The organism is Oscillospiraceae bacterium (genome assembly GCA_015068645.1).
Taxonomy (GTDB): Bacteria; Bacillota; Clostridia; order UMGS1840; family UMGS1840; genus SIG452.
This window is the reverse complement of sequence record SVKD01000004.1, coordinates 104,281-120,126: the sequence shown is the minus strand read 5'-3', so window position 1 is coordinate 120,126 and position 15,846 is coordinate 104,281. Positions and strand designations below refer to the sequence as shown.

Genomic DNA, 15,846 nt, shown 5'->3' with positions numbered 1-15,846 from the left:
GTTACTCCTGTTTAGATTTTTTTGGCTTCATTCACCAAGTTATTAAGTAAATTCAACGCTTCTAAAGGGGTCAGCGTTGTAACATCTGTTTTTTTCAGTTCCGCTACCAGATTCATAGATAAAATGCCTGCAAATGATTGACTGTCGTCTTCCGTTACAACGTTGGCAGAAGACGGTTTCATAGCATCTTTATCCCCCTCTAAGTCTTTCACCAGTTCCTGGGCACGTTTGATCACCTGATTGGGGATTCCTGCCAATTTGGCAACTTCTACCCCATAGCTGTCATCTGCACCGCCTTCAATAATACGGCGAAGGAAGGTAATATCGTCTCCCCGTTTTTTCACAGCAACACAGTAGTTTTTCACAGGACTCATTTTTTCTTCCAACTGGGTCAATTCGTGATAATGGGTTGCAAATAAAGTTTTTGCACCAATTTTTTCACAAATGTATTCCACCACAGCCCAGGCAATAGACAGACCGTCGTAGGTACTGGTACCACGACCGATTTCATCTAAAATGACCAAACTGTTTTTTGTGGCGTTTTTTAAAATCGTGGATACTTCGGTCATTTCCACCATAAAAGTGGATTGTCCCATCGCCAAATCGTCGGACGCTCCCACGCGGGTGAATACTTTGTCCAGCACTGTTAAAGAGGCGAATTTTGCAGGTACAAAAGAACCCATCTGCGCCATAATGCAGATTAAAGCAACTTGACGCATATAGGTGGACTTCCCTGCCATATTAGGACCTGTAATGATAGCAAAATGCTGTTGCTGGGTCAATTTTGTGTCATTGGACACAAATAAAATATCTTTTCTTGCTTGTTCCACCACGGGATGTCTGCCATCTAAAATTTCAATTTGATTGAACGAATTAAATTCAGGTTTCACGTAATTATGTTTTAAAGCCGTTTCATAGAAAGAGCCCAACACATCAAGATAGCTAATCAAATCAGCAGTTTTCTTGATACGTTCGGAATTATTGAAAATCATTTCTCGAATCTGACAGAACACTTGATATTCCAGTTCGGTAATTTTTTCTTCTGCACTTAACAGCACTTCTTCTATTTCTTTTAATTCAGCTGTGATATAACGTTCACAGTTGGCTAAAGTCTGTTTTCTGATAAAATAATCAGGCACTAAATCCTGATAGGATTTGGTGACTTCGATATAGTAGCCAAACACTTTGTTATAGCCTGTTTTTAATTTCGCAATTCCGGTTTTTTCCCGTTCTTTGTTTTCCAGTTCCAGCAGAACGGTTTTGCTGTTTTTCTTCATGGCACGGATTTTGTCAATTTCCTCGTGGTATCCTTCTTTGATGATCTCTCCCTCACGAATGGTCAAAGGCGCATCTTCGGAAATAGATGCATCAATTTCCGAAAAGATGTCTTCTAAAGAATCCCAATCACGAACCATCTGTTTCCATAAGGAAGAAGAAAATCTACCAACCAATTCTTTCAATTCGGGAAGCACACGGAAAGAATCACGAAGTGCCAACAAATCTCTGCCGTTCACTGTTTTCAAAGAAATTTTGGAGAGAAGACGTTCCACATCTCGAATATCTTTTAACAACGTGCGAATGGCATCTGCATCAGGCTGATTGCGGGTTAACTCGTCCACTGCATCCAATCGGCGTTCAATTTCTGTGCGATTGACCAAAGGACGTTCAATAAAGCGTTTGAGCATTCTGGCACCCATAGAGGTTTTGGTTTCGTCCAGCACACCAAACAAAGAACCAAACCGTTTTTTATCCCGCATGGTTTCGGTTAATTCCAGATTTCGTTTGGCACAATCATCAATTTCCAAAAAGCTGTTGGCATCGTAATAATCAAACTCGCTGATATGACGAAGCTCAGTTTTCTGGGTTTTATCGATATAGTAAAGACAAGCCGCCAAGGAGAAATAAGACAGTTCTTTTTTTAAGAGTTCGTCCTTTTTCTGCCAGAACGCTTCAAATTTTCGGGACAGTGTTTCTTCAATATTGGAGAAACTGTAAACAGAGTCGTCCACGGTTTCAAAACGGGTGTTGATTCTTTCTTTCACGGAAGAAAGGAAACTATTATGTATCAAAGCTTCGGAATTTACTAAAATTTCTGCAGGGGCATATTTGATAAGTTCGCTGGTTAAATGAGCGATAAAATCATTTCCCCTAAATTCTGTGGTGGAAACATCCCCGGTGGTGATATCACAAAAAGTAACCCCTGCTCCTTTTTTGGTAAGATAAGCAGACGCTAAATAATGATTGGATTTTTCATCCAGCGCATTGGTATCGGAAAATGTGCCGGGAGTAATAATTCTTACCACCGCACGTTCCACAATACCTTTGGCTGCTTTTGGGTCTGTCACCTGCTCACAAATGGCAACTTTATAACCTTTTTTAATCAGTCTTGAAATATAAGTTTCGGCACTGTGATAGGGAACGCCGCACATCGGTGCGCGCTCCTCCTGACCGCAATCTCTGCCCGTCAGCGTAATTTCAAGCTCACGGGATGCAGTGATAGCATCCGAAAAAAACATTTCGTAAAAATCGCCTAACCGAAAGAACAACAAGGTATCTTCATAATCTTTTTTGATCTGGAAATACTGTTGCATCATCGGGGATAATTTTTCTATCTGCATAATCGTTCATCCATCCTGTTCTAACATTCCTGAACGCCCACTAAGGACCAGGACATTACTTCGGTAACCTTTACTGTTACAAAATCCCCTTCTTTAACGTCTGTTTTCGCTTTGTAGTTAATCACCTTATTGGTGGTAGTTCTGCCCTGACGCATTTCGGGATTATTCTTGCTTAAGCCCTCATCAATGATTTCGTAGGTATTGTTCAGATACGCTTCATTGGCTTCTCTGCAAATTTCGGTTTGCACTTCTAAGAGTTCATTAAAGTTTTTTAATTTTTCTTCGTAAGTTCTGGGGTCAGCCATCAAAGCTGCCTTGGTATCTTTTCTGGGAGAATAGATAAAGGTGAACAAATTATCAAAACGAACTTCACGGATTAAAGATAAGGTATCATAGAATTCTTCTTCGGTTTCACCGGGAAATCCCACAATAACATCAGAGGTTAATGCAATATCAGGTACTGCTGTTCTGATTTTATCAACCAAAGTAAGATAATCCTCGCGGGTATAACGGCGATTCATTTCTTTTAACACACGATTATTCCCTGCCTGGAACGGTAAATGCAAACTGTTGCAGATTTTTTTGCTAGCTCCCATCACAGCAATTAACTTATCGGTTAAATCCTTAGGATGAGAAGTTACAAAACGAACTCGTTTAATTTGGTCAATTTGGCAGATTGCAGCTAATAAATCGGGGAAATCTAAATCATTTTCTAAATCCTTACCGTAGGAATTTACATTCTGCCCCAGCAAGGTTACTTCTTTTAAGCCCTTTTCACAAAGAGTATTGATTTCTGATAAAATATCTTTGGATTTACGGCTACGTTCTCTGCCACGGGTATAGGGTACTACACAATAGGTACAGAAATTGTTGCAACCATACATAATCGGAATGGATGCCTTGTACCACTTATCGTACACCACGGGAACTCCCTCTGCAATCACACCGTCTACCGAATCTACCGAGAACACACGTTCTCTTTCGGTTAACACGTGATGTAGCATTTTAGGAAATTCATGAATTACGTGAGTACCAAACACCATATCCACAAAAGGAAAGGTTTTCTTGATGCGTTCGCTGGCGTGGGGCTGCTGCATCAAGCATCCGCAAACACCGATAACCATATCGGGATTCTTTTTCTTTTTTGCTTTTAAGGTGCCCACTTTTCCGTACACTTTTACTTCCGCATTTTCACGAACGGAACAGGTGTTATAAATTACCAAGTCTGCTTTTTTTTCATCGGTGCCTTTTTCGTAACCCATTTGCATAAGCATTGCATAAAGCTTGTCCGAATCAGTTTCATTCTGAGCGCAACCGTATGTAACCACCACGGCAGTTTTTTTCGTCCCCTCATTTTTTAAGCGGACATTTTTCATATATTCTTTTTGGGTATCAATGATTTCTTTGGAAACAAATTCTATCACTTTTTTATGCTCCTTATTACAAAAAATATCCGTTCACTTTTAGCGTGGGCAGGTTTGAAACTGAATTCATCAAAAACGCCTTCCACTTTAAATCCGCATTTTTCGGCAACTTTTGAGATTTCCGATATGGTGTAGCCTCTTTCGTAATGAGTTTCGGATACACGTCCGTAAGAACCGTTTTCTTCCTGATAGAAGATATCTAAATCCATGGTTAAAAGACGGTCTTCATAGTTATTTTGCCACACGAAAAACTCAGTTTCGGTTTCGTCGGTAAAGGTGTTATTCCCCAAAATATGGCGAAATTTATAAATGGTGGAAATATCAAATATGTATAACCCATCGGGGTTTAAGTAATTATGCACCAATTTAAAATGCTTGATTAAATCTTCTTTTGAAAGTAAATAATTCACACTGTCTAAAGAAGAATAGCAGACATCCACCGTGCCGTACAGTTCAAAATCTGTCATAGACTGATTGAGATATAAAATGGTGTTATCAGGATCTTTCTCTCTGGCAACATCCAGCATTTCCCACGAATAATCCACACCGATCATTTCGTAATCCTTTGCCATCAGACGGGTTAAGGTTCCCGTGCCGCAACAAATATCCAAAATCAGCTTGGGGGATATGGAAAATTTTTCAAATATTTTTTTGTAGTACCGATAAAATTTGCCGTAATCAATATCATAGGCAAATTGGTCATAGTAATATGAAAAATCCTGATACATTTTCTAAAATCCTATCTGTATAAATGTTTGGGGAGACCGTTTTCATCAAAACGAACGACAACCTCTCCAGCAATCAAAGGTTTTAAGTACGCAACTAAATCGTCAGTGACATCATTACCGTTTATAATCCAGTCAGCGGGAACACATTTTTCCACGTTGGCACTTTTATGAATGTCGGCAGATTCAATTTTCATCTGATAAGGACTATCGGAAGTTCTGGTAAATACCATCATTTCTCCGCTATGACCTGCCACAGCCTGTGCTACGCCTGCTTCCCCGATTGCTAAAGCCTCCAAAACATCAGTTTCGGATAACAGATGTGCCGCACAACGCTGACATACATTTAATTCCACGCTTCTTGCTTTGCAACCAAGTTCCGCTTTTACTAAGTTTTCCAGCGCTTTTCCTGCACCACTTAACATCGCGTGACCAAAGGAATCGGTAGCACTGGTGCCGCCTTCACAGATTAAAGTGCCGTTTTCATCGTGAATCCCTTCGGATACCGCCACAATCACTTGATGAATTCCCTTTTCAAATAAATTTTGAATATCATTGACAAACTGTTCTTTGGAAAATGCAACTTCAGGTAAATAAATCAAATGAGGTGCGCTTCTGTTTTCGTTTCTTGCCAATGCTGCTGCACCGGTCAACCAACCTGCATGACGCCCCATAATTTCAACGATGGTAACAGATTTCAAATCATAAACCATACTATCTTCGGCAATTTCTGCCACGGTGGTTGCCACATATTTTGCCGCAGAGCCAAAACCGGGTGTATGGTCTGTGATCGCAAGGTCATTATCAATGGTTTTGGGAACACCAATGATTTTCACATCGATACCGTGTTCTTTTGCATAATCGGATAATTTGCAAACGGTATCCATGGAGTCATTTCCGCCAATATAGAGAAAATAACCGATGTTTTTTTCTGAAAAATAAGAAAAAATCTGCTGATACAGTTCGGGGTTATCAGAAACTTTCGGAAGTTTTTTTCGACAAGAGCCTAAGTATGCCGCAGGAGTTTGCTTTAAAATGTCTAAATCAAGAGTGTTTAATTCTATTAAGCTATCATTCAACACTCCTTCAATTCCGTAAACGGCACCATAAATTTTATCAATACCTTCTTCTTTTAATGCACCGCCAATCACGCCTGCCAAACTTGCATTGATTGCTGCAGTTGGCCCTCCCGATTGTGCTACCAACAAATTCTTCATAATGTCCTCCAATGTTACTGTCTTAAAAATTCTTTTTGTAGTTTTCGATGCAATCGGCAATTACTTTTTTTGCCACTTCGGCACCTTCCACCATATTGACAATGGTTTCTTTATATTCAAGCATTTTATACACTTCGTAAAAATGCTTGATTTCGTGAAATAAATGATTGGGCAATTCCGATACATCACGGAAAGAGTTATGATAGGGGTCATTTTCGCAAACAGCAATGATTTTTTCATCTACCGCCCCATCATCAATCATTTTGATAACACCGATAGGATAACATTCCACCACCGTCATAGGCAAAATTCCTTCGGTGCAAAGCACTAAAACATCCAACGGGTCACCGTCCTGGGCATAGGTTCTGGGAATAAAACCGTAATTTGCCGGATAATGAGTGGAAGTGTATAACACACGGTCTAATTTTAAAAGACCGGTCTCTTTATCCAGTTCATACTTGTTTTTTCCGCCTTTTTCAATTTCAATCACAGCAGAAAATTTTTCGGGAGTGATTCTTGCATCACTCATATCGTGCCAAATATTCATTAGATTTTCTCCTTTTCTATAGGAGAGGGATTCCCTCTCTTAAAAAAGTTTGCTTCTCTTTGATAATTTCATCTAAATCTCTCATATACCGTTCCGGCTGCTTGTCGGTACGAAGTTTGGAGAAGGGTTTTTTGGTAGCAAAATCGGTCAGTTTGGAAGTTCCTCCTGCACCAACCGCCACCACGGAAGAAATTTCTTCCATCATAAAAATATTATAGTTACATACCTTGCCATTTCTCATAAAACCGATATTTTCCAGACCTGCCACCGCATTTTTCTGACGGTAAATATAGTAAGGTTCATAAGTTGGTTCCAACACATCGTAAGAATACTGAAGCATTTTCTCAGCTTCCCGATACTGCTCTAAATCGGATTGCATCCGAAGATCAGAGGTACGCTTTTTGCACAAGGTATGTAAGGTAATATGCTCAGGAGAAAGTTCTAAGATTCCGTCCAAGGAATGTTTAAAATCTAAAAAAGTTTCTCCGGGTAACCCGGCAATCAAATCGGTATTGACCGTCTCAAAAGAGAATTTTCTGCTCATTTCATAAGCTTTTAAAAATTCTTCAACACTGTGACGTCTTCCGATTCGGTCCAAAGTAGCTTGGTTTAACGTTTGAGGATTAATACTGATGCGGTTCACTCCCATTTTGGATAACACGGATAGTTTTTCGTAAGTAATGGTGTCAGCTCTGCCTGCTTCCACCGAAAATTCTTTGGGAGTCTGAAATGACAATACAGTGCCGATTAACTGTTCTAACTGTTTTTCTGTTAATACGGTAGGCGTTCCGCCCCCGATATACACACTGTTTAAGGTAAGACAGCATTCCGAAAGGGTTTCCATCACGGCACGAACCTCTGTAAGAAGTGCAATAAAATAATCATCAATCAGCAAGGAATAAGGTTTTAAATATTCCAGCGTGAAAGAACAGTATCCGCACCTTGTGGGACAAAACGGAATGTGAATATATAAAGAAATTTCTTTTTTAGATAATGTTTTTCCTGTTGCAATTACCTGATTGGCACATTGCTCCATCACGCGTGCTTTCTCGGGAGAAACCAGATACACAGAAGATAAACCGTCAAGAACGTTTTCTGAAAATTTCAGCGCTGTCTGAGAAGGGCGGACTCCTGTTAAAATACCAAAAGGCAAGTTTGCATTACACACACGATAGATAGCACGTTTTAGCGTAAGCAAAACATCATCTCTGACAATCGGTTCCTGATGAATTTTATCTCCGCAGGTAATTTTCACAAAAGAATCATGGACCTGATAGGAAATATCCAAATCCGCATTTTCGTGGTTACAAACAACCTCATCAAATGGGAAAATCATTTTTAAAAGATGGTAAATTCCATAGTGATAAGATTCTATTTCGTTTTTCAGATTGATGACCATCTTAAAACCTCATTTTGTTTCTTTTCCATACCAACAGTGGTTTTGGGACCGTGTCCTGAATAAATCACGGTTTCATTGGGTAAAGAAAAAATCCGTTTGGTGATAGAATGAACCAATTTGGATAAATTTCCCGTGGGAAAATCCCATCTGCCGAGGGTTCCGTAAAACACGGTATCACCTGAAAACAAAACATCGTGACCGTACAAGCACATTCCGCCTTGGGTGTGTCCCGGTGTATGCATTACAGCAAAGGATAAATCGCCAACCAAAATTTTGTCTCCCTCTTTTACATAGGAATCCACTTGGGGAATTGAAAAATCAGAACTGATATATCGCGCAAGAGATAACTCGGGATTTAAAATCAGTTCTTTTTCTTCCAAATGTGCAATCACAGTTGCGCCGGTAGCTTTTTTTAATTCATTCACCGCGCCCACATGGTCATAATGACCGTGGGTTAAAACGATTTTTTCAACCAAAAGCTGATGCTCTGAAATCACCTTTAAAATACGACTGCTATCATCCCCAGGATCAATCACAAGACAACGCTTGTTTTCATCCCACACTAAATGACAGTTTTCTTCAATATTTCCTGTGACAACTGTTTTAATTTCCATCATAAATCCCTCAAAAAATCGGCAGAAGTACATACTTCACCGATTATATTTTTTCTATCATATATCATACACCATTTTTATCGTTTTGTCAATTTTTTTCCAAGCAGATTTTATCATTTTTTGAAATAATTTTTGCCGGAACATTTTTGGTAATTTCTCCTCGTAAAATTGTTTCTGCCAAAAAATCTTCCACCTGCTTTTGGATCGCTCGTTTTAAGTGTCTCGCTCCATATCTGGCGTCCTCTCCAATCTTAGCAATATGAGAAATTATGTCCTCGGAAAATGTGATAAAATACCCTTGCTTTTCCAATCGAATTTGAAGTTTTTTTAATAAAATTTCAACAATTTTTTTCATATCGGCGCTGAGGAGTTTCCGAAACACAATCATTTCATCCACACGGTTTAAAAATTCAGGGCGAAAATATTTATTCAACTTTTTTAGCACCCTTTGAGACAGTTCATCATGGTTTTTCTTTTCATTGTCTGATTGCTCACGAAATCCCGTAAGACGAATTTCCTCTGTCAATTCCTTGGCACCGATATTGGATGTCATAATAATCAATGCATTTTTAAAGCTGACCCTTCTCCCTGAGGAATCGGTTAAAATCCCGTCATCTAAAATCTGCAACAGCAAATGAAACACATCGGGATGAGCTTTTTCAATTTCGTCAAACAAAACTAAACTGTACGGATAACGGCGAATTTTTTCTGTTAATTTTCCTCCCTCAGAATATCCTGCATATCCGGGAGGTGAACCAATCATTTTGGAAATACTGTGTTTTTCCATATACTCCGACATATCTAAACGAATCATCGCATCTTCAATACCAAATACCTGTTTGGCTAACGCCTTTGAAAGCTCTGTTTTCCCTACCCCCGTAGGACCTAAAAACAAAAATGAACCTAAAGGTCTCTCAGGATCATTCAGCCCTGCCTTTGAACGTCTGATCGCCCTTGAAACAGCCAAGATTGCATCATCTTGACCGATGATTTCTTCTTGAAGCTTAGCTTCTAAATTCACCAATTTTTCCTGTTCATTTTGCTCTAATCCTGAAAGTGGAATTCCCGTCCATTCCGAAACAACCTGACTGATATCTTCTATTGTGATAACCTGTTTGGAATAATGACGTTGCTCTCTCCACTGCTCCATCTGTATCTGAATATTTTGGTTCAATGAAGTTTCCTCATCACGCATTATCAATGCTCGACTGTAATCCTGCGTTGCAATTGCTTCTTCTTTCTCTTTGAGTACCCCTTTTAACTTTGTTTCCATATCACGAAGATGAGCGGGAACGGTGTGAAGCTTTAATTTCATACGGGATGCTGCTTCATCAATTAAATCAATTGCCTTATCAGGAAGAAAACGGTCCCGTAAATACCGATGAGATAGCTCTGCGGCGCTTTTGATAGCCTCTTCTGTAATTTTAACATTGTGGTGAGTTTCGTAGCGGTCTTTGATTCCTTCCAAAATACGAATGGTATCTTCCACTGACGGCTCCGCTACAGTAACAGGTTGAAATCGTCTTTCTAATGCAGCATCCTTTTCAATATGTTTTCGATATTCTTCGAAGGTTGTTGCTCCAATCAAATGAATTTCTCTGCGACTTAAGAAAGGTTTTAAAATATTCGCTGCATCAATTGCTCCTTCCGCTGCCCCAGCTCCTACAATATTGTGAATTTCGTCAATAAATAAAATAACCTGATCGTTTTTTTTCGCTTCATCAATAGCTTTTTTTATCCGTTCCTCAAATTCTCCCCGATATTTTGTGCCTGCTAAAATGGAGGAGATGTCCAATGATAGAATCCGTTTATTTTTTAAAATATCAGGAATATCTCCATCTGAAATTTTTTGTGCCAACCCTTCAACCACCGCAGTTTTTCCCACTCCGGGTTCCCCAATTAAACAAGGATTATTTTTCGTTCTTCGACAAAGCACCTGAATCACTCGTTCAATTTCCTTTTCTCTACCGATAACCGGATCCACCGTTCCCTCCAGACACATTTGTGTTAAATCCTTGGATACACTATTTAAAAAAGGCGTGTCTCCTGTAGATTTTCTTGGATGGGGAATATTTTTTGTTTTTTCGCCCAAACTTGGAGGCAACATTCCCCCTGATACCATATCATAAATATCGTTTTTCATTTTTTCAGGATTTAATTTTAGTTGCAACAAAATTCTTCCTGCAATGGAATCTTCCAAAGACAACAAAGCCAACAAAAGATGCTCTGTTCCAATATAATTATGTCCCATTTCTTTTGCTTCCTGAAAACTTAACTCTATCATTTGTTTGGTTTTGGGCGTAAATGTTACCTTTCCCGAATAAACAGAAGAAGAAACACCATAAATTTCCTGGATTTTTTTATATATATTGCTTTCCGTTAACCCGTTTGCAGACAAAATACGGTGAGCAATCCCGTTTTTTTCCTTAAAAAGTCCATACAATAAATGTTCACTGCCCAAATAACTCTGAGAAAATTCACGAGCCAGTTGTTCTGCATAGCTAAGAACGGATGCTGCCTTTTCCGTAAACTTTTTTTCAAACATAAAATGCACCTCTTCTCCCTACCATTTTAGCCAAAATTATTTGAAAAATACCAAAGAAAAAAGGGCTGCCTCAAAGCAACCCTTTTTTCTCACTTTTTCACCCGAAAAATCCATCGGAACAAACCTTTTAAGTAGCTAGGCGGACGGTAAACAACAATTTTCATAACCCAATCTCCTTTTTTATTAGAATCTACGTCTTCCTCGATGATATGAACAAGCACATCCCACCCCGATCAGAATGCAAGACAATAAAATCACAATGATACTCAGCGGAACGGCTAAAGCGAGCAAAATTCCGAATCCCAGGGCAGAGAGTACCAACCCCCAACTAAGCGGAAAACATCCGCGAAAAAATTTCATCTTGTGGCACCTCCATCCTTTTTGGCTATAAAAAAACCATACCAAAATAACAACAGTTCTACTATCATTATATTGATATGGCTTTTATTGGTTACAAACAATCAGAAGATTCCCTTCCGATACTGAAATTTCTGCAACATCATCTGTAACAATATTGCTGGTTCCGATAATATCATATTTATCTAAAAATGCATTTTCCAAAGGATAGTAAAATCCTTTTAATGTCACTCCTTCACAAGTATCTGAAAAAGCATAAACAGAAAGTGTTTTTCCCTTTTTCCCTTTTAATGTTACTTTGGAATCGGTTAGATAAATTTCAGTGGCGCCGTCTGTCACGACCATCGAAACATCCCGCACCATCGCGTGCTGAAGCAAACAAATGTTGGCATAGCTATGGTCGAAACGAGTACCGATACCCCCGTATAACACAATGTTCTTGGCGCCTTTGGAAAAAGCGAATCGCAAAGCATACAGCGTATCCGTTTCATCTTTCTCAACGGGCAATTTCACCTTTTTTAAACAATCAGCAGGTTCTTCAGCTAAAGAATCAAAATCGCCAACTAAGATATCGGGAATAATCCCTGATGCTTTTGCATGGTCATACCCTGCATCTGCACAGATAATATAATCTGAGGCATTCGCATACTCAGCAAGTTTATCAGGATTATGATGATTTCCTGCTGATATAATCAAAATATTCAAAACTTATTCTCCTCGTAAAATACGGATGGCTTCTTCACGATTTTCATCACCAAAAACAGTGCTTCCCGCAACTACCATGGTGACGCCCGCTTTTTCTAATTTGCGAACATTTTCATAATCAACTCCGCCATCAACAGACAATAAAATATTTTTGTCTTGAATCATGTTACTGATTTCTTTGATTTTTTCGTAACTGGATTCAATAAATTTTTGCCCTCCAAATCCAGGATAAACAGACATTACGGTAATCATAGAAATCTCATCCAGATATGGTGCTAATGCGGACACAGGCGTGTCAGGACTAAGTGCAAGACCTGCTTTTTTACCAAAACTTTTGATCAAACGAATACATTGTTTGATATCATCCGGCTGTTCTACATGAACCGTAATATAATCAGAACCTGCTTTGGCAAATGGTTCAATATATTTTAGGGGATTATCAATCATCAAATGGGTATCAAAAGGTAAATCTGAGTGCGGACGAATGGATGCAATCACACAAGGGCCAATCGTTAAATTCGGTACGAAATGCCCGTCCATCACGTCCAGATGCAAGAAATTTGCTGTTTGCACAGATTTCATTTCTTCCCGTAAGTTGGAGAAATCAGCTGCTAACATCGAAGGTGAAACTTTTACCATATTTCATTCTCCTCTCTACTTTTTATGCCAAGGTTTAATATCTTTGATTTTTTCAAAAATCTGCACATAGCTTTGGTATCTGGAAGGTGCAATTTCTCCTGACTGCAACCCTTCCAAAACACCACAACCTTTTTCCTTTGTATGTGAACACCCTTTAAACTGACACACTACATCCCGAAATTCCGGAAACATTTCATCCAGATTAGAAATAGCAAAATCAATTTCCAAGGAAGAAAAGCCGGGAGTATCCGCTACATACGTATTCGGGGCAATCTGAAACAACTCCGAATGGCGTGTTGTGTGACGTCCACGGGTAATTTTACTGATTTCTCCGGTTTTTAAATCTGCGTTCTCAATCAGTTCATTAAGCAAGGATGATTTCCCTGCACCGGAAAATCCTGCAAACACATTGATGCCACCTAAAATACTTTGCTTTACAGCGTCAATCCCTTCCCTTGTCAGGGTACTGGTGTAAATCACAGGATATCCGATACGACAATATAAATCGCCGTATTCTTCTCCTTTTTTCAGGTCTGTTTTATTGATTACAATCAAAGGCTCAATCTGATACAGTTCACAAAAAACCAATAGTTTATCCACGAAAAAGGTATCAAAATCAGGAGATTTTGCAGGTGCTACAATGATAAAATGATCCACATTGGCAATGCTTGGGCGAATCATCAGGTTTTTCCGAGGCATAATATGATCAAGGCTTCCCTTTTTTTGTTCCTCAGAGACCACAGAAATCTCAACTTTATCACCAACCGTTGGCGTAATTCCGTTTTTTCGGAAAACACCTCTTGCTTTACATTCGTAACAGCCATTCTCGGTTTCTACGTAATAAAAACCTCCGATTCCTTTTGTCAATAAACCTTTCAAATTGCACCTGCACCTCTTTTCTGTTAAATATTCTAGCAATTAGTTAAATGCAACGGACTGATTGATAAATACCTGCCCATCTACTGTAATTTCAACGGTTTGAGTACCGCTACCTCTTACTGCCACATTTACCGAACCGGAAGAAGTATCACATTCCTGCTGATACACAACAACACCGTCTCGTTTTGCAACAACTGTTGCGTTATCTTTATCCTGCGGTAAATCAACACTCCAGGATTTGGTCACAACTGTATTGGAAACGGGTTCTGCCGGCTCCTCACTGGGGGTAGGAGTTGGAGTTGCAGTAGGTGTTGCAGTAGGAGTCGCTGTGGGTGTCGCAGTAGGTGTTGCGGTAGGAGTTGCGGAAGGAGTGGGTGAAGGAGATGCTGAAGGAGTTGTTTTTTCCACTGCAACAGTTAACTGAATCGTGGTTCCTTCTCCAACGTCATCGCCTTTTTTCAAAGACTGCGAAATTACCTTACCGATATTAGAGCTGCCTTCTTTTTCAATAATCACAACAGTAAAGCCTAACTCGGCTGCTTTTTTGGTAGCAGCATCTTTTTCCATTCCCACAAAATCAGGAACTGTAATGGTTTCAGATTCACCATCTTTTTTAGAAACATAAACAATAACTTCGCTACCTTTTTTCACAATACTGGTGGCAATGGGGTCCTGTCGAAAAACGTATCCTGCCTGAGTTGTTGAAGACTCTTCTTCAACAACTCGAACCGTTAACCCTGCTTTAGTTAACTCGTCCACCGCCTGGTCTTTTCGTTTGTTGGTTACTCTGGGAACAGAGATTTTTTCTCCGGAAGAATCATTGCCCACAATATCAAATTCCAAAACGGTACTGCCTACTTTTACAGAAATATTGCCGTAAGGAGACTGTTTTAAAATGGTTCCTTCTTCTTTACTGTCATCCTGAACCTCATTCACAATAATTTCAAAACCGGCTTCTTCTAATTTGTCGCGGACTTCATAGAAATTCTGACCTTCCATATTCGTCAGATAATACACTTTATCATTATTTTTAGAGTTCTTCATATTGGGGAAAAATGTACTTATAATCAGAAAAGCTACCACAAGCACAATTGCCGTTGAAGCACCGATAGCTGTCCAAAAAGCAGTTTTATCCGATTTTCCGCTAGTTTTTTTCTTTTTCTTTGCCTTAGGAATATCTTCGTCTTCATCATGGTATCTCTGCACAATTGTCTCTTCTGCGCCCTGTCTTTGTGCACGCTGATTTCTTCCGGGAAGTTCAATTCCTGCATCATGTCTTGCCAGATTTACCATTTCAATCGTTTCTAAAACGAAAGCATCTTCATTTTCTTTTGTGGTGAGATTTTCCACCTTTTTGAATTCGGTCAATTCGGCAGACATTTCTTTGGCACTCTGATAACGGTTCAACACATCTCTCTGCATGGATTTGGTAACAATGCGAACCAATTCATTGGGCACAGAAATATTTAAGTCCTTAATGGAAACCGGCTCAGAACTTAAGTGCATTAACGCTACCGAAACCGGATTATCCCCATCATAGGGCAATTTTCCGGTCAGCATTTCATACATCACAATCCCTAAAGAATAGATATCGCATCTGGCATCAATCATAATGCCTTTTGCCTGCTCAGGAGAAATGTAATGTACCGAACCGATTACATCACTGTCAATCTTCTTGGTTTCGTTGTTGTTAACTGCTCTGGCAATACCAAAATCAGTCACTTTTAACACACCGTCATCGGTTACAATGATATTTAAAGGTTTAATGTCACGATGAACAATACCGTTCTTATGCGCACATTCTAATGCAGAAAGAATCTGCAATGAAAAATTAAGTGCAACATTCCACGCCAAAACTCCGTTGGCTTTAATCACTTCTTTTAGAGTGACCCCTTCCACATATTCCATAACAATATAATGAATACTATCTTCTTCACCCACATCATACACAGATACAATATGTGGGCTGGACAAGGATGCCGCCGCCTGAGATTCAATATAGAAACGCTTGATAAATTCTTTATCCTCGTTAAATTCATCCTTTAAAATTTTTACGGCTACAAAACGATTTAAGAGGTTACATCTTGCTTTATATACGTGAGACATGCCTCCCACGCCAATTAATTCTAAAAGCTCATATCTTCCGCCCAGAATTTTTCCAATCATAATCTTTTCTC

12 protein-coding genes are annotated in these 15,846 nt (G+C 39.3%); all 12 read right to left on the bottom strand.

Going from position 1 to position 15,846, the window contains the following annotated elements; genetic code table 11:
• Positions 1-11: 11 nt before the first annotated feature.
• The 12 genes from mutS to pknB all read right to left on the bottom strand — a co-directional run bounded on the left by mutS (position 12) and on the right by pknB (position 15,835).
• Complete coding sequence (mutS, locus tag E7413_02795; protein ID MBE7018790.1) at positions 12-2,612, bottom strand: DNA mismatch repair protein MutS; 2,601 nt, start codon at positions 2,610-2,612, stop codon at positions 12-14.
• A 26-nt stretch (positions 2,613-2,638) separates the two neighbouring features.
• The gene (gene miaB / locus E7413_02790; protein ID MBE7018789.1) at positions 2,639-3,994 is read right to left on the bottom strand and encodes a tRNA (N6-isopentenyl adenosine(37)-C2)-methylthiotransferase MiaB; all 1,356 of its coding nucleotides are present in this window, start codon (positions 3,992-3,994) and stop codon (positions 2,639-2,641) included.
• Between the two features lie 44 nt (positions 3,995-4,038).
• Positions 4,039-4,770 carry a class I SAM-dependent methyltransferase gene (locus tag E7413_02785; protein MBE7018788.1) on the bottom strand — a complete coding sequence of 244 codons (732 nt, stop codon included), beginning with the start codon at positions 4,768-4,770 and terminating at the stop codon, positions 4,039-4,041.
• A gap of 11 nt (positions 4,771-4,781) precedes the next feature.
• The gene (locus tag E7413_02780; protein ID MBE7018787.1) at positions 4,782-5,987 is read right to left on the bottom strand and encodes a 6-phosphofructokinase; all 1,206 of its coding nucleotides are present in this window, start codon (positions 5,985-5,987) and stop codon (positions 4,782-4,784) included.
• Between the two features lie 19 nt (positions 5,988-6,006).
• The gene (locus tag E7413_02775; GenBank protein ID MBE7018786.1) at positions 6,007-6,531 is read right to left on the bottom strand and encodes an inorganic diphosphatase; all 525 of its coding nucleotides are present in this window, start codon (positions 6,529-6,531) and stop codon (positions 6,007-6,009) included.
• A gap of 16 nt (positions 6,532-6,547) precedes the next feature.
• On the bottom strand, positions 6,548-7,930 hold the full coding sequence (gene hemZ / locus E7413_02770; GenBank protein ID MBE7018785.1) for a coproporphyrinogen dehydrogenase HemZ: 1,383 nt from the start codon (positions 7,928-7,930) through the stop codon (positions 6,548-6,550).
• A complete protein-coding gene (locus E7413_02765) occupies positions 7,915-8,577 on the bottom strand; it encodes an MBL fold metallo-hydrolase (protein ID MBE7018784.1) in 663 nt (220 codons plus the stop codon). The genes hemZ and E7413_02765 overlap by 16 nt, the downstream gene beginning before the upstream one ends.
• A 55-nt stretch (positions 8,578-8,632) precedes the next feature.
• Complete coding sequence (locus E7413_02760; protein MBE7018783.1) at positions 8,633-11,089, bottom strand: ATP-dependent Clp protease ATP-binding subunit; 2,457 nt, start codon at positions 11,087-11,089, stop codon at positions 8,633-8,635.
• A gap of 444 nt (positions 11,090-11,533) precedes the next feature.
• Positions 11,534-12,151 (bottom strand): thiamine diphosphokinase, encoded by a 618-nt coding sequence (locus E7413_02755; GenBank protein MBE7018782.1) that lies wholly within the window; start codon positions 12,149-12,151, stop codon positions 11,534-11,536.
• A gap of 3 nt (positions 12,152-12,154) precedes the next feature.
• On the bottom strand, positions 12,155-12,790 hold the full coding sequence (rpe, locus tag E7413_02750; protein ID MBE7018781.1) for a ribulose-phosphate 3-epimerase: 636 nt from the start codon (positions 12,788-12,790) through the stop codon (positions 12,155-12,157).
• Between the two features lie 15 nt (positions 12,791-12,805).
• Positions 12,806-13,657, bottom strand: a complete 852-nt coding sequence (gene rsgA / locus E7413_02745) for a ribosome small subunit-dependent GTPase A (GenBank protein MBE7018780.1) — start codon at positions 13,655-13,657, stop codon at positions 12,806-12,808.
• 51 nt (positions 13,658-13,708) lie between these two features.
• Positions 13,709-15,835, bottom strand: a complete 2,127-nt coding sequence (pknB, locus tag E7413_02740) for a Stk1 family PASTA domain-containing Ser/Thr kinase (protein MBE7018779.1) — start codon at positions 15,833-15,835, stop codon at positions 13,709-13,711.
• Positions 15,836-15,846: the final 11 nt, after the last annotated feature.

Coding starts and splice junctions, on each gene's coding strand:
- E7413_02785 (MBE7018788.1), bottom strand. CDS start 4,770: ATGTATCAGGATTTTTCATATTACTATGACCAATTTGCCTATGATATT.
- E7413_02765 (MBE7018784.1), bottom strand. CDS start 8,577: ATGTACTTCTGCCGATTTTTTGAGGGATTTATGATGGAAATTAAAACA.
- E7413_02760 (MBE7018783.1), bottom strand. CDS start 11,089: ATGTTTGAAAAAAAGTTTACGGAAAAGGCAGCATCCGTTCTTAGCTAT.
- E7413_02775 (MBE7018786.1), bottom strand. CDS start 6,531: ATGAATATTTGGCACGATATGAGTGATGCAAGAATCACTCCCGAAAAA.
- miaB (MBE7018789.1), bottom strand. CDS start 3,994: ATGAAAAATGTCCGCTTAAAAAATGAGGGGACGAAAAAAACTGCCGTG.
- hemZ (MBE7018785.1), bottom strand. CDS start 7,930: ATGGTCATCAATCTGAAAAACGAAATAGAATCTTATCACTATGGAATT.
- rpe (MBE7018781.1), bottom strand. CDS start 12,790: ATGGTAAAAGTTTCACCTTCGATGTTAGCAGCTGATTTCTCCAACTTA.
- pknB (MBE7018779.1), bottom strand. CDS start 15,835: ATGATTGGAAAAATTCTGGGCGGAAGATATGAGCTTTTAGAATTAATT.